The following is a 24,258-nucleotide window of genomic DNA, read 5'->3' as shown; positions in this document are numbered from 1 at the left end:
GAGAATCAGTGATGGGATCGGGACGGCCCGCTTGAGTATCTTTGGTTCATATCTTTTGCGGCTCGAGCGAAAGCGGTGGAGATGGCGGGCGTTTCGCAAGCGGCGGGAATTGTCCGTCGTGCGGAACCGGACCAAAGCAATCCGGCCTGATGATATCTTGCTGTTCTGCACATTTCGGAACGAAGACGTTCGTCTGCCATACTTTTTCGACTATTATCGCAAGCTGGGTGTGAACCACTTTTTCATGGTCGATAACGGTAGCTCTGACGATGGCAGGGCCTATGCCGCGGCGCAGGACGATGTATCGATCTGGCGGACCGACGCGGGATACGGGCGGGCGCGATATGGCATGGATTGGCTGACCTGGTTGCAGATGCGCTATGCGCATGGGCATTGGACGCTGACCGTCGATGTCGACGAATTCTTTGTCTACCCGTTCTGCGACACGCGGCCCTTGGCAGCATTGGGGGATTGGCTGGACGCATCGGACATCCGATCGTTCGGTGCGCTCATACTGGATATGTATCCCGAAGGACCGGTTAACGCGGCTGTCTATGAACGGGGAATGGACCCGCTGACAATCGCCAACTGGTTCGACACCGGCAACTACACCATTAGCCTCAACAAACGCATGCGCAATTTGTGGATCCAGGGCGGGCCCCGGGCACGCATGTTCTTTGCCGACCAGCCCGAGAAGGCGCCAGCCCTGAACAAGGTGCCGTTCGTTAAATGGAATAGACGATACACCTATGTCAGTTCGACCCATATGATCCTGCCACGTGGCCTTAATCTGGTGTACGATCAGCAAGGGGGGGAAAAAACGTCAGGCGCGCTTTTGCATGCCAAGCTGATGAACACGTTCGGTGAACGCGTGGCGGAAGAGGCGGCGCGTGGTGAACATTACCGCGCTGGCCATGAATACGAGCGTTACGCCGATGGTGCTGCAAACGAGCGTGATCTTTGGACGAAATGGAGTGCGCAATATCTGAACTGGCGACAGTTGGAAGGATTCGGCCTGATCTCGCGCGGGAATTGGGCGTGAGCGTCGGAGTCATCATCCTTGCCCACACGGCGTTGCACCGCACCGCCGAAGCAGTGCGACATTGGGTCGATGGCGGTTGCCCCGTCGTCATCCATGTCGATCGGAAGGTCAAAGAACGGGACTTTCAGGCGCTGGTCGATGATCTATATCCGCTTGAAAACGTGCAATTTTCAAAACGCCATAAGTGTGATTGGGGCAGCTGGGCGTTGATCGCCGCAACACAGGATGCGGCGCGGCAGCTTTTGCAAGCATACCCCGCCGTCCGCCATGTCTATCTTGCGTCCGGGTCGTGTCTGCCACTTCGCCCGGTATCCGAACTTTGCCAATATCTGGAGGCGCGGCCCGAGACGGACTTCATCGAAAGCTCGACCACATCGGATGTGCCGTGGACCGTCGGCGGGTTGGACAAGGAACGGTTTACTCTGCGCTTTCCCTTTTCGTGGCGCAGGCAGAGGCGGGCGTTCGACGCCTACGTCAAGCTGCAGCAACTCGTGGGTTTCCGTCGAAACGTCCCGCATGGCTTGATCCCACATATGGGGTCACAATGGTGGTGCCTGACCCGTAAGACGCTGAGCGCCATTCAGGATGATCCGCGGCGACCGATCTATGACCGCTATTTTCGCAAGGTCTGGATCCCTGATGAAAGCTATTTCCAATCGCTGGCGCGATTGCATTCCACCAAGATCGAAAGTCGTTCGCTGACCCTTTCGAAATTCGACTATCAGGGCAAGCCACACATTTTCTATAATGATCATGAAGAAATGCTGCGACGTTCGGGCTGTTTCGTTGCGCGGAAAATCTGGCATCGGGCAGATGCGCTTTACCGGGTTTTTCCGCAAACCCACGCCGCGGGTGAGGATCTGCCCGATCCCAATCCCAGCTCAATCGACCGGGTTTTTGCGAGCGCGGTCGAACGGCGAACCCGTGGCAGGACGGGGCTGTATATGCAAAGCCGATTTCCAACCATCGACCGCGTCAGCAGCTTTACCGCGCAGCCATATTCCATGCTCCAAGGCTTTGCGGAGATTTTCGACGATTTCGAAAACTGGTTGGGCGACACGACCGGTGCCGAGGTGCATGGCCATCTTTATGGCCCCGACCGGGCGCATTTCGCGGATGGCGGTGACATCTATATCGGTGGTTTGAGCCACGACGCCATTCTCCGTGACTACAATCCACGGATGTTCCTAAGCAACCTGATCTGGAACACGCGCGGGACGCACCAGGCATTTCAGTTTGGCCCTCATGACACGCAAAGCCTGAATTGGGTGGTGGCCAAAGACACGAACGCCCGGATTTCGGTCGTTTCAGGTGCTTGGATGATCTCACTATTTCACAAACGTGCGGAATTCTCGGACGTGCGCCGAGAGGCGGCCCGGCTGCAGCAGATCGAACATAAACATATGAAAATATTGCGCTCTCCTTTCGCCAAGGCGCGTATTCGCATTCTGACTCTGGCTGATTTCATGCGCAGTCCGATGGAGACGTTGCAAACCATCGTCGATGAGATGAGCGAACAACCCCACGCGGGTTTGACGCAAGTACCGCAGATCGTCGACCTGACCGGTTTCGGGAGCTTCCTGCAAGACTTGCGCAATCAGGGGATGCATCCGTTTTTGACCGGTGACTTTCCGATCAATCCGGAAGCCTTGGTGGCCAAGCAAAGACCACCGAAACCCTATCTGGTGCGCTGAAAATGCCAATGTTCGACTATTTCGTCGTTTTTGCAGAGATGCGAACAGGCTCCAACCTGCTCGAGGCCAATCTGAACCAGTTCCCTGACCTGCAGGTGCATGGTGAGGCGTTCAATCCCAGCTTTGTCGGGTATCCTAAGAATGAGGACATACTGGGTGTCACTTTGGCGGCACGAACGGAAAATCCCGCTGCCTTGATCGATGCGATCAAAGCGGCGAATCCCCTATCGGGATTCCGCTTCTTTCACGATCACGACCCCCGAGCGCTTGAGAATTGTCTGCCGGACCGGCGCTGCGCCAAGGTCATCCTTACCCGCAATCCGGTCGATAGCTATATTAGCTGGAAGATCGCACAGGCGACCGGCCAATGGAAACTGACCAACGCGACCCACGCCAAGACCGAGGCCGTGGCTTTCGATACGGCCGAGTTCGAAGGTTACTTTCAACGCATGCAAGACTTTCAGCTGCATCTGTCGCATGCATTGCAGCAAACCGGCCAGACCGCGTTTTATCTGACTTACGATGATCTTGCAGATATTGAGGTCATCAATGGTCTCGCGGCATTTCTTGGGTCGGCAGAGCGTTTGAATAATCTCAATCGCAAACTGAAAAAGCAGAACCCGGCACCGGCGCGGGACAAGGTCAGCAATCCCGCTGATATGATGGCCGCCTTGTCCGGGTTCGACAGATTCGATCTTGACCGAACCCCGAATTTCGAGCCGCGTCGTGGACCGATGATCCCGTCATATGTCGCGGCGCCCTCGACCGGTCTACTATATCTGCCGTCGCGCGCAGGTTTGGATGGGCAGATCGGTGGCTGGCTGGCCGCGCTGGACGGGAAAGGCCGGGAAGATCTGCAAAAAGAATTTTCCCAGAAGACGCTGCGCAAATGGAAAGAGACGCATCGAGGCTATCGCAGTTTCGCCGTTTTGCGGCATCCGGTCGTGAAGGCGCATCATGCGTTTTGCCGGCATATCCTTTTCGATGGGCCGCAGCTTTTTCCGAAGATTCGCGAGACCCTGCGCAAGGTTCATCGACTGCCGATCCCGAAGGAACCGATCAAAAGGCGAAACCTGAAAGGGTACGATCTTGATGCCCACAAAACGGCGTTTCTGAGTTTCGCGGCGTTTCTCCGGCACAATTTATCCGCCCAAACGGCTGTACGGATCGATCCATCATGGGCGAGCCAACTCGCGGTATTGCAAGGCATTGCGCAATTCGGTTTACCCGATCTGATCGCCCGAGAAGAACGATTGCAGGACGATCTTGATTTTGTCTGCGCACAGCTAGGTCGCGATGATCCACCGCCTTTTGTCCCGGCTGAGGATGTCGAGACCGCGCTGTTGGGCGAAATCTATGATGATCGGGTCGAACAAGCGATCCACGCTGCATACGTGAAGGATTATTTTGCCTTCGGCTTTTCGGCGTGGCGCTAAGCGGCCTGCGTTGATTGCAACTCGGTCAGGATCGTGTGCAGCGTACCGGCATCGCTGTTGGCACGCAGTTTCGCGCAGATCGACTGATCACGCAGCGTGCGTGACACCAGCGCCAGCGCCTTGAGATGTTCGACACCGGCCGATTGCGGCGCGAGAAGCGCAAAGACCAGATCCACCGGCTGCCGATCGACCGCATCGAAATTGAGCGGTCTTTCCAGACGCAGAAAGATACCTTTGACGTCATTGACGTTTGCCAATCGCGCATGTGGCAGCGCGACGCCCTGGCCGACGCCCGTAGGGCCCAGACCCTCACGTTCGATCAGGGCGTCGATCACGGCTGTGGCCGACAACCCATAGCATGTTTCGGCAAGCTCCCCGAGGTCATGAAACAGACGTTTCTTGCTGGTGCAAGACGCAATCGATTTGACCGCGCCAGCATCGAGGATTTCAGCCAGTTGCATCTAATGATCTTTCACTATTTCCTGTGGTATCAATCGGCCTGTCGGGGGTCGATCCAGCCGATGTTACCGTCATCCCGTCTATATACGACATTGATTCCACTGTGTTTTTCATTCCGGAAAACCAGAACCGGGTTGCTCGATATTTCCATCTGCATCACCGCTTCTCCGACGGAAAGCGATGGAATCTTGGTTTCCATTTCCGCCACGATCATCCCATTGACCGTACTATCGGATGCGTCGTCCGACTCGTCCTTCGGTTCGAGGATATATGACCCGGCATCCGAAAGTTCAACTGGTTGTGAACGCTCCTTATGGTGGTCTTTCAGGCGGCGTTTATACCGGCGTAACTGCTTGTCCATCTTTTCGCCGCAGCTATCGAAAGCCGCATAGATTTCGGTGGCCTTACCCGACGCTTGCGCGGTCAGACCGGTCGACAGATGCACGATCGCCTCGCAGTTATATTCATGTGCAGACTTGGAAAAGATGATGTTCGCATCGGTCGGGCGACCGGCATACTTCCTTAGAATGTCCTCAAGCTCGGTCTTTACGTGGGTCTGCAACGCTTCGCCAATGTCGATCTGTTTACCGGTGATTTGATACCGCATCGTTTCTCCCTTGCTTGATCTGACGACTGATCGGACCAGCGCATGCGCAGGCCAATCGTCATACTATTGGAAAACGATAACGCCCGTTGGTGGTGTGCCTATCCTCGTGTCCGGGCATTTCTGCGGCCACTATGAGGAAAAAGTGAAGCGGGACAGTCATCATCCACATTTGGCGACAGATCACATGTGGTGTCAATGATCCAATGGTTAAACGACCATAACCTAATTCACGCGGAAATTGTCGCCCAGATAGACGCGGCGGACATTTTCATTTTTTACCACCTCTTCGGTCGTTCCGCTCATCAAGACCTTGCCATCATGCAGAATGTAGGCACGATCGACGATCTGCAGCGTCTCCTGCACGTTGTGATCGGTGATCAGAACGCCAATTCCGCGGTTCTTGAGATCGGCCACAAGGTGCCTGATTTCGCCGACGGCGATCGGGTCGACACCGGCGAAAGGTTCATCGAGCAGAACATATTTTGGGCCGGCAGCCAGACATCGCGCGATTTCGACGCGCCGCCGTTCACCCCCCGACAGGGCCAGTGCCGAAGCGCGGCGCAGATGCTCGATCGAGAATTCCGACAAAAGCTCCTCGAGCCGTTCGCGCCGCTTGTGCCGGTCGCTGACCGAGATTTCGAGGATCGACATGATGTTGTCTTCGACCGACATCCCCCGGAAAATCGACATCTCTTGCGGGAGGTAGCCGATTCCCATCCGCGCGCGGCGATACATCGGCAGCGTCGTGATGTCGGAACCGTCGATGATGACCTTCCCGCCTTCGGGCGTGACAAGACCGGCGATGGCATAAAAACAGGTGGTTTTTCCCGATCCATTCGGCCCGAGCAGGGCCACGACCTCACCCCGTCCCAGATCGATGCTGACATCCCTGATCACCGGGCGTTTGCGATAGCTTTTGCGCAGGTTGATAATCTGCAAGCCTGCCGCGCCATCCCGGACGGTAAGGTTGGGTGCCTCCGCCATCAATTCTGGCCCTGCTGCAGCACTGTCCGCACCCGTCCTTCCATCACGGCCGTACCGTCGGCGATGTTGATCACCATTTTTTCCGCTGAAATGGCGCTGGGCCCTTGTGTCAACAGCACATCACCCATGAGTGTCAAAGTACCGTCCGCGAGGTTGTAGTCGGCATTCTGGGCTTCGGCCGCCTCCGTCTCGGTCACGAAGGTCACGCCACCCTTGGCGACCAACCGATCGATATCGCCGCTTTCCTCGGCATAGACGACCTCCACACTGGCGGCAGAGACCCGCAGATCACCCTGCCCGATGACGACGTTACCGGTGAACACGGCTGTGCCTGTATCCTGGTCGACCGCCAAATTATCCGCCGAGACCTCGACCGCGGCACTTTGATCGACTGTGATCCCACCCAGATCGACCGCCGTCTGGGCGAGTAGCATTGTCGAGGTACAGAACAAGATCACGATCTGGCGGGCGAAGCATGTCAACACGGTGTGTGGTCCTGTTCTTGGGCGGTCAATTCTGAGGTCGGTATATCAAGCGAACACCTTGACTGAAAAGCATCTGCTGACCGGTATCGTCGCCGGCTACCTGAAATGTGACCTGCCCGGCGGTTAATTCGCCAAAAGGCGCATGGATTTCAAGCAATCCGTTGGAGGTCACTACACCGGTTCTCAACTCGGCGATCAGGCCGTTGGTTTCCATTTCGTATCCGGATGATGTGGTCAGCCGGGCAAGGCCGATGAAACGCGCAATTTCTTCGGTGCCGTCGACCTCGCCACTGGTCGCGGTGATGTCGAGATTGCTGCCATCGGCGCGATCGATCCTTGCAGTGATCTCTTTGATCGTCAGGATATCGGGTCGGGTGATGTCCGGTTTGGCTTGCCGCGCGGCGATCGCGATGACCGAGCCGTCATCGGCGACCCCCGAAAAACGCGGGGCCGATATGCGCTGATCCCGCGCGATCGCCTCGATTTCTGCAAAGGGGATTTCGGGCGGGGCGGCGGATTGGCGCGAGAACAGAAACAGCGTGGACAAAAGCCCGAGCGCCGCCATCGGTAACAGGATTTTGGACCAGCCTACGAGTTTGGAATGAAAATTCCCGGGACGGTCCATTTTCAGATCACCCCGGCGCGCAGGCAATCATGGATGTGCAGGACGCCCAGAACCTTTTTGTCAGCCTGTGGGTCGGTGACGAACAGGCAGGTGATCCGGCCGGTCATCATGGCGACGGCTTCTTCAGCCAGCGCGTCTGGCCGGATCGTTTTCGGATTCGCCGTCATGACATCACCCGCCGTCATGTTCAGCAATCCGTCCATATGGCGACGTAGATCGCCATCCGTGATCACGCCGACAAGGCTGCCGTCTTTATCGACCACGGCCGCAACGCCGAACCCCTTTTGGCTGATCGTCAGAAGGACCTCGCCCATGGGCAGGTCCTGCGACACGATCGGTACGGCTGCATCGCGATGCATCAGGTCGCCGACCTTGGCCAGTCGCGCACCCAGTTTTCCACCGGGATGAAAGTCGCGGAAATTTTCCGGCGTGAATTCCCGGTGCTCCATCAGGGCGATGGCCAGGGCATCGCCGAGCGCTATGGTCATCGTCGTCGAATTGGTCGGTACGATCCCGGTGCCGCAGGCTTCTCCTATCGCGGGGAGTTGCAGCAGGATATCGGACTGGCTGGCAAGACTGCTATCCGGCTTGCTGGTAATCCCGATCAGTGGAATTGCAAAGCGGCGGGTATAGGCGACAAGATTGGCCAATTCCGGAACTTCGCCTGAATTCGAGATGGCGATTACCACGTCCGCACCGGTGATCATGCCCAGATCACCATGACTGGCCTCGCCCGGGTGCACGAAATGAGCGGGCGTGCCGGTGCTGGCAAATGTGGCCGCGATCTTGCGCGCGACGTGGCCCGATTTGCCCATACCTGAGACGATGACCCGCCCTTTTGCGTGCAGTAACAGCGCCGCCGCCGCGCCAAAGCTGTCGCCCAAACCCTCGCCCAGCGCGGTCAGCGCCGCACCCTCGGCGGCGATCACACGCTGTGCAGCGGAGAGGAATTTTTCCGCTTCGGTCATCAATGCGCGAAAATGTCGATGTCGGGCCAACCTGCCAGATCAAGCCTGGCCCGGGTCGGCAGAAAGTCAAAACAAGCCTGCGCCAGATCGCTGCGCCCCTCGCGCGCCAGTAGTTCATCGAATGCTGCCTTCAGTCGATGCAGGTAAAGTACGTCGGACGCGGCATAATCCAGCTGTGCTTCGGTCAGTGTTTCGCTGCCCCAATCGCTTTGCTGCTGGTGTTTCGAAATATCGACGCCCAGCATGTCTTGAAGAAGGATCTTCAGACCATGGCGGTCGGTATATGTCCGCACGAGCTTTGAAGCGATCTTGGTGCAATAAACCGGCGCCGTTGTCAGTCCGAATGCATGATGCAGGGCGGCGATATCGAACCGCCCGAAATGAAACAATTTCAGCACGTTCGGATCGGTCAGCATACGGCAAAGATTCGGCGCGGGCTGCATATCCCGGCTGACCTGCACCAGATGACAATCGCCGTCCCCGTCGGACATCTGGATCAGACAAAGCCTGTCACGATGCGGGTTGAGCCCCATTGTTTCGCAATCGATCGCGACGATGGGTCCCAGCGTCAGATCATCGGGCAGATCGTCTTGATACAGGTGGTTGGCCATATGCGCACCCTAAAAGAAGTGTTTTGTCGGGCATAGGCGGTGTGCGTGGTTTGCTCAAGCCCGCATCGCGTTGGTTGGCTCTGACTGGCGCATCATCGGATGGGTGGTAAAAGTGTTCAACCAAGTTGCGAATTCGGTGGCGGGCATGGGGCGGGCAAAACCATAGCCCTGCCCGATCAGGCAACCCGAGCGATCGAGGTGCAGGGCTTGCCCGTGCTCTTCGACCCCTTCGGCCACGACCTGCAAACCCAGTTCCCCGGCAAGCGCAAGGATGGCCCGGACGACGCTATCCGCATTGGTTTCGGGCAGCGGGGCGATAAGCGATCTATCCAGTTTGATCCCGCTCAGCGGTAGCTGGATGAGGCGAGAGAGAGACGCATACCCCGTACCGAAATCATCCAGTTCGAGCGCAACGCCGCATTCCGCCAGGCTATCGATGTTGATCGCGGCCATATCGTCGGCGCCCTCTATCAGGGTTGTCTCGAGGACTTCGATGATGACCTGATCGACCGACACCGCGCTTTTGTGCATACGGCACAGGAAACGTTCGATCAGGTTTGGGTCAGACATCGTCTCGGGTGCGGCGTTTAGCGAAATCGTCGCATCCTTAAAGCCGGCGCCCTGCCAATCCTCTGCAAAACAAAGTGCGGCGCCCCAGATCGCATGATCCATCTCGACCGTCAGGCCGGCCCGTTCTGCTGCGGGCAGAAATCTGTCGGGGGTCAGCAGGCCACGTTTCGGATGTCGCCACCGGGCAAGCACTTCGGCACCGCGCAACGATCCATCTGAAAGGTTGATCTGCGGTTGAAACCATGGCTCGATCTGGCCGGACTTGATCGCTTGCGGCAGTTCTTGTTGCAGCTCTTGCATGGTGGCGTAGGATTCCCGCAGCTCTTGCGAGAATGACACCGTCAGACGGCGGCCCTGGGCCTTGGCCGTCTGCAGTGCGACTGCGACGTTGCCCAGAACATCATCGGACACATCATTTCCGCGATAAGCATCAAGATATCCGATGCTCGCGCCGATATTGACCTTACGGCCATCGAGCAGAAAAGGTTCGGCAAAGCACGCCTTTACCCGCTTGACCAAGACTTCTGCCTGTTCGGTCGAGGTCATGAAAAATTCATCGCCACCTATTCGCGCGACAATGTCGTCATCGTCGATGCAATTCTGCAGTGCGTCTGCCACAAGAACCAAAAGGTCGTCGGCTTGTGCATGACCGATCGCCTCATTGATGGCTTTGAAGTCATCAAGACCCACAAGTACGACACCGATGTTTACCGGTGGATCCTTTTCCAGCTGCGCCCTGATGAACTCGACCATCCTTGCGCGGTTGGGTAGGCCGGTCAGCGGGTCGTGGCTGGCGATATGATGCAGCTTGTCGTTCATCCGCTGCAACTGCGCCTGCGTGCTACGCTGCAGGTCGGCCTGGCGCCGCAATTCGGCGATGGCGGTGCGCACATTGGTTTGTGCGGGCCAAAAGATGAACAGCGCCTCGCCGATGATGGTGATGACGGTGATAATCAAAAGCGACCGTGATGCATGACGCAAACCGTCGATACGCTCTGCCGAGGCCTGCTTGAGAAGCGTCGCGGTTTGAACCAATGCATCAAATAACCCATGGCCCTCGTGCATCGCCCGCAAGTCCCCGAGGATAGCGTTACGGATGGCGGGACGCGCCGAGGCAAAGCGTTCGGCCAAATGAACGAAGTCGCGAACCTGTTTTTCCAATGGAACGGCACCGTCCCCATAATGCGCATCAAGCGCGGGTGACCAGACGCCACCCTGCAAAACGAAGATATGATCCGCCCTGAGTTTGCGCGCGAGTGTCAGAACCTGATCCGCGTCATTTTCCGCCGCTCGCAAAAGGATGCGCTGGCTGAGTACGGCGAAACGTTCGCCCGTTTCAATGGCTTTGGTCGCCTTGGCCCCTTCGGTCACCAGCATCTGATTGACGCTGAATACGGCGATCAGCAGACCGATGATCAAGCACAGCCCGAGCGTATAATGCGCCCACAGCTTTTCCGGGTTGATCCTGCCACCCCGCCAATTCATGTCGTCTGTCCGCGATACATCTGCGAATCCACCATTCCTCTGCAGGAAGATGGTGGACAGACATTAACTTTCGGTTGCTAGTTGGCGTAAGCCACCGCAGGCAACCATGTTACAAGTTGGGGAAACTCGAAAACGATGAAGAGGCCAAGCAACTGTAGTAGCACGAACGGGATGATACCCCGATAGATATGCCCGATCGTCACCCCCGGCGGGCAGACCCCCTTGAGGTAGAACAGCGCGAACCCCACCGGCGGGGTCAGGAATGACGTCTGTAGGGTCACGGCCACCAAGATCGCGAACCATACGACCGATGGGTCGCCCAGCACGCCATAGCCATCGATGGCAAGTTCCAATCCCTGAATGATCGGCAACATCAGCGGCATGATGATCAGTGTGATCTCGATCCAGTCCAGCAGAAAACCCAGCAGGAAGACGATGAAGAGAATGAACAAGACAACGTGGTTTGGGTCTTGGAACGACCCCAAAACCATATCTTTGATGATGTCGTCCCCACCATACCGCCGCATCACCAAAGCGAAGAAATTCGCGGCGACGAAAATCGCGAAAATGAACCCGGATGTGTTCAGCGTCTGCCGCATGACGTCCTTGAAGACCGTCAAATTCAACCGGCCCGAGGCGAGGGCCAGCAATGTCGCGCCCAAGGCGCCAAGGCCGGATGCCTCTGTCGGGGTGGCGAAGCCGAAAAAGATCGACCCAAGCACCAGCATGATCAGACCGAAGGGTGGAAGGACCGACAGCATGACGTCCAGCACGATCTTTATTGTCACCGGCTCTCGGTCTGCTGGCAATGGCATGGCAGAGGGTCGGATCAGGCCGAATACCACGATGAACGCGATGTAGAGGAAACCCAACAACAGCCCTGGAAAAAGCGCGCCCATGAACAGATCGCCCAGCGATATGGCCAATTGGTCGGACATGATCACCAGCATGATGGATGGCGGGATGAGGATGCCAAGCGTACCTGACGCGGCGATCGTCCCGGTGGCGACCGGTTTCGAATAATTCTGCGCCATCATCGTTGGCAGGCCCATCACCCCTAACAGCACAACCGATGCGCCGATCACGCCCGTCGATGCCGCAAGGATGATCCCGATCAGCATGACCGACAGGGCGAGGCCACCACGCAAGGCTCCGAACAGCACTTGCATCGACCGCATCATGCGCTGCGCGACGCCGGATTGATCCAGCATCAGCCCCATGAAGATGAACATTGGCAGGGCGACAAGAACGGGGTTGTTGATCAGGCCACCAAAGAAACGCCCGGCATTGGCCGAGATACGTTTGTAATCAAGCCGCGTATCGTCATAGGCGATATATTGGTTGATCGCGTCTTCGAACGGGTCAAGGACAAATGCGGCCAGTAGGGTGAAACCAAGGGACACACCGACAAGCGCATAGGCAACCGGAACTCCGCGAAACAGCAGGTAGATGAAAGACAGGAAGATGGCGAGAACCATCCATTCGTTCAGGCTCAGGAACGAAAGCAGGGAAAGAATTTGCATTAATGATCACCTGCCGGTTGGGTTTTGGCGCGGCTCAGCCACGTGACAATGACCGCGATTGCGACGACAGCAACAGCAGCCGGCAAGAGGTATTCGAAGACCGGCTCGCGCGTGATCCGGCGGAGGTTTATCTCTTCATTCGTAAGGCGAACGAACCAATAGGCCGCATAGTGCGCCAAACGCCAAACGATCAGCACAATCGTCGGGAAAGCCCAGACCAATCGCCGCCACCACAGATCCGACGACGCGATATCAAGGTTGCGCCGAAAGGCTGCCCAGGCGGCAATGAGTGCGACGAAAAAGATGATCGGGATGGCAATTTTCAGATAATAGACACGATGCAGGCCGTTAGGGCTACTCGATCCTTCGCCGGCCACGACGGATGAAATCGCATATGGGATCATCATGTCCGTCATGATCACGAGAAAGGGCATCAGCATCCAGCCCAGCGCAAACGTCTCGATCCTCGCCTGTTTTGAAGGGGCGAAATTCTGGTGAATAATGTCCACGCGCACATGGCTGTTCGTCGTGATCGCATAGGCCATGCCCACCAGCATCGCCGCGCCGTATATCCACCATTGCAGGTCATCCAGCCACGCCTGGTTGTGCCCGGCACCCCGCAGAAAGACTTGCGATACGATGGCGATCATCAGGATGGGCAGGGCCCATGCAATCACATTCGAAAAGTGAACGACGAATCGATCCAACTTGGTGTGGGAGTCGCGATTGACCTCGCCGGGGTCGGTGATGGCGAGGATTTCTTCGATATCGGTGGGTGGACTTGCTGACATCTTTTCCTTCCCCGGACAAAGAACGCGGATGCGTTCAAACAAGAATGACAGCGCCCACGGGGACGGGCGCTGTCACAACTTACGTCACAGGATTACCGGCGCGGCAGGTAGATATTGCTCGACCAGTTTTTGTAGCCTTGGCGATATTCCTGCATATCGGTCCAGACCTCGGCAAAGAACGGATCTTCGGCGGCCATTTCGGCAGCGACTTCGTTCCATGTGGTCTCGAACAATTCCAGCATCTCTGGTGGCCATTGCTTGTTGGTCACGCCGTTGTTGGTTTCGTTGTCGACCATCGCGGCAAAGTTTTTGGCCTCACCCTCGGCGAGGTTCGTGGTCACGTTGGCCAAACATGCCGCCTCGATCTGGGCCTGCGTCCGCTCTTCCAGATCTTCCCAGACGTCCTTGTTCACGATCAGTTCGAACAAGGTCGATGGCTGATGCCAGCCGGGGAAGTAGTTATATTTGGCGATCTTGTGAAAGCCCAGGCGCGCATCGATCAACGGCATCGAAAATTCGGTGGCGTCGATCGCACCGCGTTCCAATGCGGGGAAGATGTCACCGGCGGCAAGCAGCGATGTTGACACACCAAGACGCTGCATGACCTCGGCCCCTAGACCGAAGAAGCGCATGTTCAGACCTTCAAGGTCCTCGACGCTGTTGATTTCGTTCTTGAACCAGCCGGATGTTTCAGGGGCGATGATACCGCAGGGCAGCACATGCACGTCATAGCCGTTCTCGTCATACATCCGCTGCCACAGCTCATGACCGTCGTCGTAAATGATCCAGCCAAGGAATTCGCCAGCCTCCGGACCGAATGGAACAGCGGCGAAAAGCGATGCCGACTGAATTTTACCCTGCCAATATCCCGACGTAGCGAATGCCGCATCGACCGAGCCGTTCGAGACGGCGTCGAGCGCTTCGAGTGTCGGCACCAGTTTGCCAGGATCGTAGTGTTCGAACTGCACTTCACCCGAGATCGCATTGATGCGCTCGACGAAATCGATCGAAGCGGTTCCCAGAATCGGCAGGTTTGACGGGAATGACGATGTCATTTCAATCGTGTCCTGCGCCGTCGCGCCGCCTGCCGCGATGACCGCTGCGGCCATAGTCGCAAATAATGTACTTTTCATGTTTTCCTCCCTTTGGGTCTTTGATCAACTTGGGTCGGGCAGACCAATCCCCTTCCCTACAACGTCACGCAGCATTTTGCAGTTTGACGGTATGACACGTGGTTTGCCTCCCGTTCTTTGCGGTTATCGACAATCCACCTGCTCAATCTGTCGGGTTTGCAATCATCTGTCACCTGCAAATATGAATTAATGCGTTATTTAATGCATTAATTCATATCGATTTCAACTTTTGATTTTAAAATTTGCCGATGATCCGCGGACTCACACCAGATTGACACCAATTTTTAAACTGGCATACTAGAATGACAGTGATTTTGTCTGGCCATTCAAAGGAATCAGCCATGGACCAATATCCGATCGTGCAGGCGGATGACGGCGTCACACGACAGGTCCTCGCGGATCATCCGGATCTGATGGTTGTATCCTTCACATTTCAGCAGAACGCGGAAGGCAAACTGCACAACCACCCCCATGTTCAATCGACCTACGTCAAGTCGGGGCGCTTCCGGTTTCACCTCGATGGGGACGAGATGGAGGTAGGACCCGGCGACAGCTTCGTGATCCCGGCCAATGCGCGGCACGGCTGCGTTTGTCTCGAAGCAGGTGAACTGGTCGATTGCTTTACCCCTCGTCGCGACGATTTTCTTTGAAAGGCTCCAACATGCTGACTGTGACAATCCGTCATGCCATCGATCCTACCTCGGCCAAGGCTATGGACACCGAAACACTCCGCGCCAATTTTCAAGTGGCCGATATGTTTGCCGCGGGTGAAATCCGGCTGACCTATTCCCACTATGACCGGATGATCGTTGGGGGCGCAGTTCCCGCAGTCGATGGCCTGATCCTTGATGAGGTCAAGGAATGCGGTACGGCGTCGATCCTCGATCGACGCGAGATGGGGGTTCTCAACATCGGGGACCCAGCAACGGTAACGGCTGACGGTACCGACCATAACGTCGGTCGCGGCGACATGCTTTATCTCCAGATGGGTTCAGGCCCCGTCGCGTTCCAGGCGCCGGGCCGTTACTACATCGTATCGGCACCGGCGCATGCACAACATCCGACGCGGCTGATCACGATCGAGGAAGCTGGTTCGGTGAAGATGGGTGCGGCAGAGACCGCCAATGACCGCACGATCTATCAGTTCATCCATCCAGACGTGATGGAAAGCTGTCAGTTGGTCATGGGCTACACGATGTTCCATGGCGGATCGGTCTGGAACACGATGCCCGCCCACCTGCATGACCGCCGGATGGAAGCGTATCTGTACTTTGATCTCGACGAACCGAACCGCGTGTTTCACTTCATGGGTCGCCCGGAAGAAACGCGCCATATCGTGATGAAAAACGAAGAGGGCGTGTTGTCGCCGCCGTGGTCGATTCATTGCGGCGCGGGCACGGGCAGCTACACGTTCTGCTGGGCGATGGCGGGCGACAACGTCGACTATAAAGATGTCGAAATGGTCGCGATGGAGGATTTGCGGTGAACCCTTTCTCGCTCACCGGTCGAACGGCGTTGGTGACCGGGGCGAATACAGGGATCGGGCAAGCGATCGCCGTCGCTTTGGGTCAGGCAGGCGCATATGTGATCTGCGCAGGGCGGTCGTCATGTGACGAGACGGTCGCGCAGATCGGACAGGCCGAGACGCTGCATCTCGATCTTGCCGATCCAATGGCGATGGGTGCCGTTTTCGCCGACAGGCGTGTCGATATCCTAGTGAATAATGCCGGCATCATCCGCCGCAATGACAGCGTCGACTTTACCGAAGCCGATTGGGATGACGTGCTGAACGTGAACCTGAAGGCTGTGTTCTTTGGATGCCAGGCTTTCGCGAAAGCTGCGTTGAAGGATGATCGAGCCGCGAAGATCGTCAATATCGCATCTCTCTTGTCTTTTCAGGGCGGTATCCGCGTACCGTCTTACACCGCGTCCAAACACGGCGTGGCCGGCCTGACCAAGTTGCTGGCGAATGAATGGGCCGCGCAGGGGATCAACGTGAACGCCATCGCGCCCGGTTACATCGAGACGAACAATACCGAAGCCCTGCGTGCGGATACGGATCGGAACAAGGCGATTCTTGACCGTATTCCAGCCGGGCGGTGGGGCGCGCCCGAAGATATCGCGCAGACGGCGGTGTTTTTGGCGTCACCTGCGGCAAACTATATCCACGGTGCGATTATCAACGTCGATGGCGGGTGGTTGGCCCGCTAAGCGTCTGTGAACGGGATCACGTCCTGTCGTTGCACGCCTAGCCCCTCAATACCGGCTTCGACCACATCACCTGCCTTCAGAAAGGTCGGAGGTGTCATGCCCAAACCAACACCGGGCGGTGTGCCGGTGCTGATGACATCGCCGGGATGCAAGGTGATGAAACGGCTGAGATGCGCGATGATCTCGGCCACGGAAAAGATCATCGTGCCGGTATGACCTGTCTGTCGCCGCTGGCCGTTCACATCGAGATACATGGTCAGGTCCTGTGGATCGGGCACCTCATCAGGTGTGACGAGCCACGGCCCGACCGGCGCGAAGCTGTCGCATGACTTTCCTTTCACCCATTGCCCGCCCATATCCATCTGAAATGCCCGTTCAGAGACATCGTTCATCACGCAATACCCGGCGACATATGATAGTGCATCGTCGACGCTCACATGCTGGGCGGTCTGGCCGATGACCACGCCCAGTTCGACCTCCCAGTCCGTTTTTTCCGACCCCTTCGGCACGATAATCGGATCATTTGCGCCCGTCGGGGCGCAGACCTTCATGAAAACGATCGGATGTTCAGGTGTCGGCAATCCCGCTTCCTTCGCATGATCCGAGTAATTCAGGCCAATACAGAAAATCCGACCGATATCGGCGAGAGCCGGCGCGTAACGACCTTTGATCGCGGGCAGGTCATCCGGCGCATCGGTTAGCCCACCCTGTCTCAGCAACGCGGTCTCGATGTCGTCGATCCGGCTCGAAAGGTCATGTAAATTCCCATTGTTATCGACCATCGCCGGTTTGATCCCTTCATCGGTTTGAATGCGGCAAAGTTTCATACAGTCCTCCGAATTTTGTCCATACTGGCCCGAGACATCGCCGTGAGAATGGTACTTGCATAATGTATACATTGTTGCGACGATGGGTGACGTTCAAGTGGGAAACAAGATGACATGTTACTTGGCTGTATTGGCGATGATTTCACCGGCTCAAGCGATCTGGCCAATACGTTGGCCAAGGGCGGGATGCGGGTGACGCAATATACCGGCGTGCCAAGTGGACCGGCTGACCCATCCGTACAGGCCGGGGTCGTCGCCCTGAAATCGCGTTCGATCGCGCCGCAGGACGCTGTGACGATGTCGCTGGACGCCCTCGCATGGCTGCAGGCGCAGGGCTGCCAGCAGTTCTTTTTCAAATATTGCTCGACCTTCGACAGCACACCTGACGGCAATATCGGCCCGATCCTGGATGCGCTCGCCGATGCGTTGGATGCGGAGATGACGATCGTCTGTCCGGCGTTTCCGGGCACGGGGCGGTCGGTCTACCAAGGGCATCTGTTCGTCAACGATAAACTGCTGAGCGAAAGTGGGATGGAGAACCATCCGCTCACCCCGATGACCGATCCTGACATCCGGCGGTGGCTGGGTTTGCAAACCAAGTCAGCGATTGGGCATATCGGCATTGCGGATGATGCTGCAGCCGTTGAGGAAACGCTGGAGCGGGAAAGGATCGCGGGTCATAAACACATCGTCTGCGACGCAATCCGTGACGATGACCTGATCGCGATCGGGATGGCGGGCCGTGATCTGAAACTGATTTCCGGCGGTTCCGGGGTGGCACTTGGCCTGCCGGCGAACTTTGGATGCGTTCCAGATGACGTGCCGTGGACAGGTCAGCCCGGTAAAACGATCGCCTTGTCGGGCTCGTGTTCGGCCATGACGCGCAAGCAGGTCGCGTATCATGCGAAAGACCATCCATCACGCGAAATCCCGGCAGAAGAGGTTCTAGATGGGCGTTTGAAGCCCGAAGAAATCGCTGACTGGTTGGTGGCGCAGCACGGCGTCCCGTTGGCCTATACGTCAGCTGATCCTGCTGCGGTCGCGCGGGTCCAGAACCTGTTTGGAAAGGAACAGTCTGCAACGGCTCTTGAAACCTTCTTTGGCCATGTCGCACATAGTGCCCGCGACGCGGGAGCGACACGGATCATCGCCGCAGGGGGCGAAACGTCCGGTGCGATCGTCGAGGGGCTTGGCCTATCGGAACTACAGATCGGGCCCGAAATCGATCCGGGTATTCCCGCATTGCGCGCGTCGGACAACTTGGTTGTCGCGTTGAAATCCGGCAATTTCGGTGACGTCGATTTTTTTGAAAAGGCAGACGAGGTGCTGGGCGGACGATGACCAGAGAAACAGATTTACGCGAACAAATCTGCCTGCTGGCGAAATCCCTGTTCGATCGGGGGCTGACCCATGGCAGCACTGGAAATATCTCTGCTCGCACCGATGATGGCGGCCTTCTGGTATCGCCGACAGGGACGAGCTTCGGCAGGCTTGATCCGGGGCGGCTCAGCCGCTTCGACGATCGGGGCAACCTGATCAGTGGCGACAAACCCACGAAGGAAATGCCGCTGCATAAGGCGTTCTATGATACCCGGTCGACTGCGGGTGCCGTCGTGCATCTGCATTCCTGCCACGCCGTCGCGTGGTCTATGATGCCGGATGCGGATGCCGAAAACTTTCTGCCGCAGCTCACACCCTACAGCGTGATGCTGTTGGGAAAGGTCAAACTCCTCCCGTTCTTTCTGCCCGGTGATCCCGCCATGGGTCAGGCGATCAAGGGTCTGGCTGGCAAACGCAGTGCCGTGATGCTCGCCAATCACGGGCCGGTCGTCGCGGGCAAAGATGTCGAGGCCGCGTGCAACGCCATCGAAGAGCTGGAAAACACCGCACGGCTTGCGATGATGATCCATCCTCTGCCGGTACGTAGCTTGACGGCCAATCAGGTCGACCAAGTTGTCCGCAAATTCGACGTTGATTGGGACGATTAGTCCTCCAACAACCCTTCCAGATAGCTGCCGTAGTCGTTCTTGGCATAATGCGCCGCCTGCGCGCGCAGGTTGTCGGCCGAAATCCAGCCTTGCAGATAGGCGATCTCTTCCGGGCAGCCGGTTTGCATGCCCTGCCGTGACTGCAACGTCCGCACGAAATTACCCGCATCCAGCAGGCTGCCATGCGTACCGGTATCAAGCCAGGCGAAACCGCGCCCCATCCGCTCCACAGTCAGTTTCCCGTCGGTGAGGTAAGTTTCCAAAAGCGACGTGATCTCCAACTCGCCTCGGGGTGACGGTTTTATACTCCGCGCTCGGTTAGGTGCCGTTTCATCCAGAAAATAGAGGCCGGTGATGGCATAAGACGACGGGGGATTTTCCGGCTTTTCGATGATCTCCGTCACGCGCCCCTGGGCATCCATGCCGACGACACCGTATCTCTCGGGATCGGCGACGTGGTAGCCAAAAACAGTTCCACCCGCATCCCGCACATTCGCTGCTTTGAGCAGTTCCGGCAGGCCATGGCCAAAGAAAATATTGTCGCCCAGAACCATCGCGGATGGATGCCCGTCCAGAAAGTCCTCGCCCACCAGATATGCCTGCGCCAGACCTTCGGGCTTGGGCTGTTCAAGATAGGTCAATTTCACGCCCCATTGCGATCCGTCGCCCAAGAGGCCGCGGAATTGCGCGGCATCTTCGGGGGTGGTGATAACTCCGATTTCGCGGATGTCCGACAGCATCAGGACCGATAACGGATAGTAGATCATCGGTTTGTCGTAGATCGGCATCAGCTGTTTCGAGATGCCCTTGGTGATCGGGAACAGCCGTGATCCCGTCCCGCCGGCAAGGATAAGACCTTTGCGCTGTGTCATCCGCGCTTCTCCTTCAATATTGTGTCGAGTGCCGCGCCCCAATCTGGCCGGTCGATCCCGAATGCCGATTTCAGACTGCTGCAATCCAGTCGGGAATTCGCGGGGCGTTTGGCTGGCGTCGGATATTCGGCTGACGTGATGTCTTCGACCGCCACCGAAGCCCCACTGCGGTCAAAAATTGCGCGTGCGAAATCGGCCCAGCTGACATCGGGTGCACCGGAAAAGTGATAGGTACCAGCCTTTACCGGGTCATCGATCAACGCCCTTGCGATCGCCAGGCAAGCATCGGCGATGGCACTGGCCGGGGTCGGTCCGCCCACTTGATCGGCGACGATACGCAACGTGTCCCGCTCTTTCCCCACGCGCAGCATGGTCGTCACGAAATTCTTGCCCTCGCCGTCGAACACCCAGGCCGTGCGCAGGATCACCGACCTGCCGCCTGCTGCCGCCACCGCTCTCTCACCGGCCAGTTTCGTGCGCCCATATGCACCTAAGGGTGCCGTTGTATCATTCGGTTTCCAAGGCTGGCCAGGGTCACCACTAAAAACATAATCGGTGGAGATATGGATGAACGGTATGTCACGCGCAGCAGCGGCGCGCGCCATTGCATCAGGCGCATCGGCATTGATCACATAAGCCGCGGCCTCGTTCGTTTCCGCGTCATCGACGGCGGTCCATGCAGCTGCGTTGATCACAGCATCTGCCGGCGTATCGGCAACCAACGCGGCACATGCGTCGGGCGACGCCAGATCGGCGCTTTCGCGATCATACATTTCCAAAACGGCGTTGTGCCGCCCAGCGTCCTTGGCCAACGCCCGGGCGACCTGACCGGTCTTGCCAAAGACCAGAACTTTCATCCTAAGACGCCGCCCGACCCAGCCGTTCGCCCACGCCCTCGCGTGCCTGCAACGGCATCCACCAATCCTGGTTGTTCAGATACCAATCGACGGTCTCTTCAAGACCCTGCTGCAGGGTGTGGAACGGCGTCCAGCCCAGCTCTTGTCGAATGCGGGAAGGATCGATCGCATATCGCTGATCATGGCCTGGTCGGTCGGTTACATGGGTGATCAGGTTAGCATAAGGCGAAGATTTAGGCCGCCGTTGATCCATGATCGCGCAAATGGAGCGGACGATATCGATATTGCGCGCCTCGGCCTCGCCCCCGATCGCATAGGTCGCGCCGGACGCAGCCTTCGTCAACACCAACAGCAAGGCCTCGGCATGATCCTCTACATGCAGCCAATCGCGGACGTTCAGACCAGCCCCGTAGATGGGCAGTGGCTTACCTGCCAAGGCATTCAGGATGGTGACCGGGATCAGCTTTTCAGGGAATTGGCGCGGCCCGTAATTGTTCGAACAATTCGTCAAAACAATGGGCAGGCCATAGGTCTCGTGCCAGGCGCGCACCAGATGGTCGCTCCCCGCCTTGCTGGCGGAATAGGGCGAGCGGGGATCATATCGCGTCTCTTCGTCGAATTTGCCGGTCTCGCCGAGGCTGCCGAATACCTCATCGGTCGAAATATGGTGAAAGCGGAAATCGTCGGGGCGGCCTTTCGCCTCCCACAAGCCCCAGGCCGCTTCGAGCATGTGGAATGTGCCCAGAACGTTGGTTTGGACGAATGTCTCGGGTCCGTCGATGGACCGATCCACATGGCTTTCGGCGGCAAGGTGCATCACGGCATCCGGCTGATGCTGGTCAAAGACGCGGTTCAGCGCGGGACGGTCGCAGATATCGACTTGCTCAAAAGCATAGCCGGGGTGATCTGCCACGCCTTTCAGGCTGGCGAGGCAAGCGGCATAGGTCAGCTTATCGACATTGACCACGGTGTGCCCTTGGGCCAGCGCGACCTTCACAACGGCAGACCCGATAAACCCCGCGCCCCCCGTGACAAGAATTTTCATAGCAAGTCTTTCATTCACGCATACACAAACGGCGACGAAAACGCGGCAAAGCCCGTCGCCTTGGCATCCTTATCCGACAGGATTGCGTCGCCGGGATCAATCCCCCAATCGATCCCGATTTCGGGGTCATCGAAACGGATCGTACCCTCGCATTCCGGTGCGTAGATGTCGGTACATTTGTACAGCACTTCGGTATCCGGGGTTTTCGTCACGAAACCATGTGCAAAACCGGCAGGGACATATAGCTGCTTACGATTCTCGGCGGACAGGAGGACCGACACCCATTTACCATAAGTGCGCGATCCCTCGCGGATATCGACAGCAACGTCGAGGATCACGCCCGCGACGACGCGGATCAGCTTGCCCTGGGCATGCGGCGGGGCCTGAAAATGCAGCCCGCGAACGGTATTTGCAGCGGCGCTGATCGAGTGGTTATCCTGTTGAAAAACATCATAGATGCCGTGTTTCGCAAAGGTTTTTCGGTTGTAGGTTTCGCAAAATGCACCGCGGTGGTCCTCAAACCAGCGGGGTGTCACGACTTTCACGTCCGGCAAAGCGGTTTCTTCAATCATGGGGTCATCTCTCAAATATATATGCTTAAATTATGACGCGCATTGTACAGAAATGCGCCTGCGAATGCCACATCATCATTGTGCAGAATTTGATGAGGGGCCGCTTAGCGTGGCGCGCGAAATTCACGCCCGATCGACAGGCTGATCTGCGCCGAGTCCGCCTGACCAACGCCATCCTCGTCCCGTTGGGTCAGGCCCAGCCCGGCGCTCAGATCCCAATTCTCGGTCAGAGCATAGTTATAGACCCCAACAAGATCGGTCCTCTCAACGCGGGCGGTTGCGGCGCTTTCTTCTGATACGACGTGGGTAATGCCAATGCTCAGGTCCGAAACCCGGTTAATCTCGTAGGCATAAAGCAGCCCCGCCAGGGTCCGGCGGCGCGTGTCGGCGTCAGTGTCGACCGTCACGCTGCGATCCAGACGGAATTGCAAAAGGCCAGTCGGGAATTCTCGGGTCCAATCGATGGTCCCGATCCAGGCGATATCTTCGTTCTCGGGCCGGGTAACCCCGATCGTCGTGGACAGCGCACCTGCCGGTAACTCTAACTCACGCCCGACCCGCGCGGTCAGGATCTGATCACCGGCGACGTCTCGCGCGGCATCCAGCGTTGCGGTCAATGTGCCATTCGGCATCTCGTATTCCAAACCCAGACCACCTGTCAGACCATCGGTCTCGGTTTCTTCAGTGGTTGTCGTGGTGATCGTCTGCTCTGCCCCGATCCTTGCATCCAGTGTGGCCCGCGGCGTCGCCTCATAAATCATACCAAGATCGATGCCGCGCACATCGCGTTCAGTCTCGAGCGCATCTTCCTCCTCGGTCCGGGCAAAGCGCAGACCCACAGTGCCTGTCGTGACCTTGGAGAATTGCAATGCGGTGGTCAGACCCGCGTTTACCGTTCGCGTATCGACCAGATCGGGGTCGGTCACATCCTCATAAAGCACACCGGTCGCGCCAAGATCGAAGGTGAACTGAATCGCCCGATCCCGTCCGATGACCAGGCTGCCGGTCGCTGCATAACTGGTCCGCTGGCCGGTGCCGAACAGGTCCGTCAGGTCTTCTGGCACGTCGATCGTACCATCATCGCCGACAAGATCGGCAATGCCCGGCAGTGTATCGATTTCGCTGCGGGCGAAACGGCCGGTCAGATCGAAAGATCCATTTGTCGCCTCCTGGCTGTAGGCAAGGGTGACCTCAGGGTCCTCGAAACCGCTGTCCTGTTCGCCATCTATTTCTTCGAACCGGAACGCGCCAGCGGCGCCAAAGGACAGTTCCTGCGTACGTGTCGCGCTGGTCAGACCATAGCTGAGCCGGGTCAAAGCCGATGTCCGATCACCCGATTCGGGGACCGTCAACGCGGTGTTGCGCCCGAATTCGAACCCTTGTTCGACGCCAAAAACGGTTTCTTGCGCATTCACCATGGGCGCGCTCAGGATCGCCGCCGCACCAACCCCGAATCGCAAAGATGATCGCTTG

General features: G+C 57.5%; 25 protein-coding genes. 8 read left to right on the top strand and 17 right to left on the bottom strand.

The annotated features are described in order from the left end of the window. The first annotated feature begins 31 nt into the window (after positions 1-31). Genes V8J85_RS18645 through V8J85_RS18635 form a run of 3 tightly spaced genes read left to right on the top strand, consistent with a single transcriptional unit; the run spans position 32 to position 4,172 of the window. Complete coding sequence (locus tag V8J85_RS18645) at positions 32-1,042, top strand: glycosyltransferase family 2 protein (protein ID WP_339955288.1); 1,011 nt, start codon at positions 32-34, stop codon at positions 1,040-1,042. Next, on the top strand, positions 1,039-2,736 hold the full coding sequence (locus tag V8J85_RS18640; protein ID WP_339955287.1) for a DUF5927 domain-containing protein: 1,698 nt from the start codon (positions 1,039-1,041) through the stop codon (positions 2,734-2,736). Before V8J85_RS18645 ends, V8J85_RS18640 begins: the two co-directional genes overlap by 4 nt. Positions 2,737-2,738: 2 nt before the next feature. Next, positions 2,739-4,172 carry a nodulation protein NodH gene (locus V8J85_RS18635; RefSeq protein ID WP_339955286.1) on the top strand — a complete coding sequence of 478 codons (1,434 nt, stop codon included), beginning with the start codon at positions 2,739-2,741 and terminating at the stop codon, positions 4,170-4,172. Here V8J85_RS18635 and V8J85_RS18630 read toward each other — a convergent pair. From V8J85_RS18630 to V8J85_RS18580, 11 genes are all read right to left on the bottom strand, one after another. Next, positions 4,169-4,633 (bottom strand): PTS sugar transporter subunit IIA, encoded by a 465-nt coding sequence (locus V8J85_RS18630; RefSeq protein ID WP_339955285.1) that lies wholly within the window; start codon positions 4,631-4,633, stop codon positions 4,169-4,171. The genes V8J85_RS18635 and V8J85_RS18630 overlap by 4 nt on opposite strands. Before the next feature lie 29 nt (positions 4,634-4,662). Beyond that, the gene (gene hpf / locus V8J85_RS18625; protein WP_339955284.1) at positions 4,663-5,238 is read right to left on the bottom strand and encodes a ribosome hibernation-promoting factor, HPF/YfiA family; all 576 of its coding nucleotides are present in this window, start codon (positions 5,236-5,238) and stop codon (positions 4,663-4,665) included. Between the two features lie 222 nt (positions 5,239-5,460). Beyond that, positions 5,461-6,222 (bottom strand): LPS export ABC transporter ATP-binding protein, encoded by a 762-nt coding sequence (gene lptB / locus V8J85_RS18620; RefSeq protein ID WP_339955283.1) that lies wholly within the window; start codon positions 6,220-6,222, stop codon positions 5,461-5,463. Continuing rightward, on the bottom strand, positions 6,222-6,656 hold the full coding sequence (lptA, locus tag V8J85_RS18615; RefSeq protein WP_339955323.1) for a lipopolysaccharide transport periplasmic protein LptA: 435 nt from the start codon (positions 6,654-6,656) through the stop codon (positions 6,222-6,224). Before lptA ends, lptB begins: the two co-directional genes overlap by 1 nt. A 76-nt stretch (positions 6,657-6,732) precedes the next feature. After that, on the bottom strand, positions 6,733-7,332 hold the full coding sequence (locus V8J85_RS18610) for a hypothetical protein (protein ID WP_339955282.1): 600 nt from the start codon (positions 7,330-7,332) through the stop codon (positions 6,733-6,735). Between the two features lie 2 nt (positions 7,333-7,334). Then, the gene (locus V8J85_RS18605; RefSeq protein WP_339955281.1) at positions 7,335-8,300 is read right to left on the bottom strand and encodes a KpsF/GutQ family sugar-phosphate isomerase; all 966 of its coding nucleotides are present in this window, start codon (positions 8,298-8,300) and stop codon (positions 7,335-7,337) included. After that, positions 8,300-8,911: a ribonuclease D gene (locus V8J85_RS18600; protein WP_339955280.1), complete on the bottom strand. Its 612-nt coding sequence runs from the start codon at positions 8,909-8,911 to the stop codon at positions 8,300-8,302. The genes V8J85_RS18605 and V8J85_RS18600 overlap by 1 nt, the downstream gene beginning before the upstream one ends. Before the next feature lie 54 nt (positions 8,912-8,965). Beyond that, a complete protein-coding gene (locus V8J85_RS18595) occupies positions 8,966-10,966 on the bottom strand; it encodes a putative bifunctional diguanylate cyclase/phosphodiesterase (protein WP_339955279.1) in 2,001 nt (666 codons plus the stop codon). Between the two features lie 77 nt (positions 10,967-11,043). Beyond that, positions 11,044-12,489, bottom strand: coding sequence for a TRAP transporter large permease (locus tag V8J85_RS18590; RefSeq protein WP_339955278.1), 1,446 nt, complete (start codon positions 12,487-12,489; stop codon positions 11,044-11,046). Next, positions 12,489-13,280, bottom strand: coding sequence for a TRAP transporter small permease subunit (locus V8J85_RS18585; RefSeq protein WP_339955277.1), 792 nt, complete (start codon positions 13,278-13,280; stop codon positions 12,489-12,491). Before V8J85_RS18585 ends, V8J85_RS18590 begins: the two co-directional genes overlap by 1 nt. A gap of 92 nt (positions 13,281-13,372) precedes the next feature. After that, entirely contained in the window at positions 13,373-14,413 is a 1,041-nt protein-coding gene (locus V8J85_RS18580) for a TRAP transporter substrate-binding protein (protein WP_339955276.1), read from the bottom strand. 341 nt (positions 14,414-14,754) lie between these two features. Here V8J85_RS18580 and V8J85_RS18575 point away from each other — a divergent pair, with 341 nt between their 5' ends. Genes V8J85_RS18575 through kduD form a run of 3 tightly spaced genes read left to right on the top strand, consistent with a single transcriptional unit; the run spans position 14,755 to position 16,624 of the window. Beyond that, positions 14,755-15,063: a cupin domain-containing protein gene (locus V8J85_RS18575; protein WP_339955275.1), complete on the top strand. Its 309-nt coding sequence runs from the start codon at positions 14,755-14,757 to the stop codon at positions 15,061-15,063. An 11-nt stretch (positions 15,064-15,074) separates the two neighbouring features. Further along, positions 15,075-15,899 (top strand): 5-dehydro-4-deoxy-D-glucuronate isomerase, encoded by an 825-nt coding sequence (kduI, locus tag V8J85_RS18570; RefSeq protein WP_339955274.1) that lies wholly within the window; start codon positions 15,075-15,077, stop codon positions 15,897-15,899. Next, positions 15,896-16,624, top strand: a complete 729-nt coding sequence (gene kduD / locus V8J85_RS18565) for a 2-dehydro-3-deoxy-D-gluconate 5-dehydrogenase KduD (protein WP_339955273.1) — start codon at positions 15,896-15,898, stop codon at positions 16,622-16,624. The genes kduI and kduD overlap by 4 nt, the downstream gene beginning before the upstream one ends. Here the strand turns inward: kduD and V8J85_RS18560 are convergent. After that, entirely contained in the window at positions 16,621-17,451 is an 831-nt protein-coding gene (locus V8J85_RS18560; protein WP_339955272.1) for a fumarylacetoacetate hydrolase family protein, read from the bottom strand. The genes kduD and V8J85_RS18560 overlap by 4 nt on opposite strands. Before the next feature lie 114 nt (positions 17,452-17,565). Between V8J85_RS18560 and otnK the strand changes: the two genes are divergently transcribed. Further along, positions 17,566-18,792 (top strand): 3-oxo-tetronate kinase, encoded by a 1,227-nt coding sequence (gene otnK / locus V8J85_RS18555; RefSeq protein ID WP_339955271.1) that lies wholly within the window; start codon positions 17,566-17,568, stop codon positions 18,790-18,792. Continuing rightward, complete coding sequence (gene otnC / locus V8J85_RS18550) at positions 18,789-19,439, top strand: 3-oxo-tetronate 4-phosphate decarboxylase (RefSeq protein ID WP_339955270.1); 651 nt, start codon at positions 18,789-18,791, stop codon at positions 19,437-19,439. Before otnK ends, otnC begins: the two co-directional genes overlap by 4 nt. Here otnC and rfbA read toward each other — a convergent pair. From rfbA to V8J85_RS18525, 5 genes are all read right to left on the bottom strand, one after another. Continuing rightward, positions 19,436-20,311: a glucose-1-phosphate thymidylyltransferase RfbA gene (gene rfbA, locus V8J85_RS18545; RefSeq protein WP_339955269.1), complete on the bottom strand. Its 876-nt coding sequence runs from the start codon at positions 20,309-20,311 to the stop codon at positions 19,436-19,438. The genes otnC and rfbA overlap by 4 nt on opposite strands. Then, the gene (gene rfbD / locus V8J85_RS18540; protein ID WP_339955268.1) at positions 20,308-21,168 is read right to left on the bottom strand and encodes a dTDP-4-dehydrorhamnose reductase; all 861 of its coding nucleotides are present in this window, start codon (positions 21,166-21,168) and stop codon (positions 20,308-20,310) included. The genes rfbA and rfbD overlap by 4 nt, the downstream gene beginning before the upstream one ends. 1 nt (position 21,169) lies before the next feature. Next, a complete protein-coding gene (gene rfbB, locus V8J85_RS18535; protein WP_339955267.1) occupies positions 21,170-22,213 on the bottom strand; it encodes a dTDP-glucose 4,6-dehydratase in 1,044 nt (347 codons plus the stop codon). 14 nt (positions 22,214-22,227) lie between these two features. Further along, positions 22,228-22,785, bottom strand: coding sequence for a dTDP-4-dehydrorhamnose 3,5-epimerase (gene rfbC, locus V8J85_RS18530; RefSeq protein ID WP_339955266.1), 558 nt, complete (start codon positions 22,783-22,785; stop codon positions 22,228-22,230). A 104-nt stretch (positions 22,786-22,889) separates the two neighbouring features. Next, complete coding sequence (locus V8J85_RS18525) at positions 22,890-24,245, bottom strand: hypothetical protein (protein ID WP_339955265.1); 1,356 nt, start codon at positions 24,243-24,245, stop codon at positions 22,890-22,892. Positions 24,246-24,258: the final 13 nt, after the last annotated feature.

This window comes from Yoonia sp. 2307UL14-13 (genome assembly GCF_037572755.1).
In the GTDB taxonomy this organism is placed as follows: Bacteria; Pseudomonadota; Alphaproteobacteria; order Rhodobacterales; family Rhodobacteraceae; genus Yoonia.
Note: the sequence above shows the minus strand (reverse complement) of the source record. Positions and strands in the feature narration are given on the sequence as shown.

What these genes read in the sequence shown, in the direction of transcription:
- lptB (WP_339955283.1), bottom strand. Translation starts at nt 6,222, where the DNA reads ATGGCGGAGGCACCCAACCTTACCGTCCGGGATGGCGCGGCAGGCTTG.
- V8J85_RS18600 (WP_339955280.1), bottom strand. Translation starts at nt 8,911, where the DNA reads ATGGCCAACCACCTGTATCAAGACGATCTGCCCGATGATCTGACGCTG.
- V8J85_RS18575 (WP_339955275.1), top strand. Translation starts at nt 14,755, where the DNA reads ATGGACCAATATCCGATCGTGCAGGCGGATGACGGCGTCACACGACAG.
- V8J85_RS18560 (WP_339955272.1), bottom strand. Translation starts at nt 17,451, where the DNA reads ATGAAACTTTGCCGCATTCAAACCGATGAAGGGATCAAACCGGCGATG.
- V8J85_RS18630 (WP_339955285.1), bottom strand. Translation starts at nt 4,633, where the DNA reads ATGCAACTGGCTGAAATCCTCGATGCTGGCGCGGTCAAATCGATTGCG.
- V8J85_RS18635 (WP_339955286.1), top strand. Translation starts at nt 2,739, where the DNA reads ATGCCAATGTTCGACTATTTCGTCGTTTTTGCAGAGATGCGAACAGGC.
- rfbD (WP_339955268.1), bottom strand. Translation starts at nt 21,168, where the DNA reads ATGAAAGTTCTGGTCTTTGGCAAGACCGGTCAGGTCGCCCGGGCGTTG.
- V8J85_RS18605 (WP_339955281.1), bottom strand. Translation starts at nt 8,300, where the DNA reads ATGACCGAAGCGGAAAAATTCCTCTCCGCTGCACAGCGTGTGATCGCC.
- V8J85_RS18595 (WP_339955279.1), bottom strand. Translation starts at nt 10,966, where the DNA reads ATGAATTGGCGGGGTGGCAGGATCAACCCGGAAAAGCTGTGGGCGCAT.
- rfbA (WP_339955269.1), bottom strand. Translation starts at nt 20,311, where the DNA reads ATGACACAGCGCAAAGGTCTTATCCTTGCCGGCGGGACGGGATCACGG.
- V8J85_RS18580 (WP_339955276.1), bottom strand. Translation starts at nt 14,413, where the DNA reads ATGAAAAGTACATTATTTGCGACTATGGCCGCAGCGGTCATCGCGGCA.
- V8J85_RS18590 (WP_339955278.1), bottom strand. Translation starts at nt 12,489, where the DNA reads ATGCAAATTCTTTCCCTGCTTTCGTTCCTGAGCCTGAACGAATGGATG.
- rfbC (WP_339955266.1), bottom strand. Translation starts at nt 22,785, where the DNA reads ATGATTGAAGAAACCGCTTTGCCGGACGTGAAAGTCGTGACACCCCGC.
- otnK (WP_339955271.1), top strand. Translation starts at nt 17,566, where the DNA reads ATGTTACTTGGCTGTATTGGCGATGATTTCACCGGCTCAAGCGATCTG.
- hpf (WP_339955284.1), bottom strand. Translation starts at nt 5,238, where the DNA reads ATGCGGTATCAAATCACCGGTAAACAGATCGACATTGGCGAAGCGTTG.
- rfbB (WP_339955267.1), bottom strand. Translation starts at nt 22,213, where the DNA reads ATGAAAATTCTTGTCACGGGGGGCGCGGGGTTTATCGGGTCTGCCGTT.
- kduI (WP_339955274.1), top strand. Translation starts at nt 15,075, where the DNA reads ATGCTGACTGTGACAATCCGTCATGCCATCGATCCTACCTCGGCCAAG.
- otnC (WP_339955270.1), top strand. Translation starts at nt 18,789, where the DNA reads ATGACCAGAGAAACAGATTTACGCGAACAAATCTGCCTGCTGGCGAAA.
- V8J85_RS18610 (WP_339955282.1), bottom strand. Translation starts at nt 7,332, where the DNA reads ATGGACCGTCCCGGGAATTTTCATTCCAAACTCGTAGGCTGGTCCAAA.
- V8J85_RS18585 (WP_339955277.1), bottom strand. Translation starts at nt 13,280, where the DNA reads ATGTCAGCAAGTCCACCCACCGATATCGAAGAAATCCTCGCCATCACC.
- lptA (WP_339955323.1), bottom strand. Translation starts at nt 6,656, where the DNA reads ATGCTACTCGCCCAGACGGCGGTCGATCTGGGTGGGATCACAGTCGAT.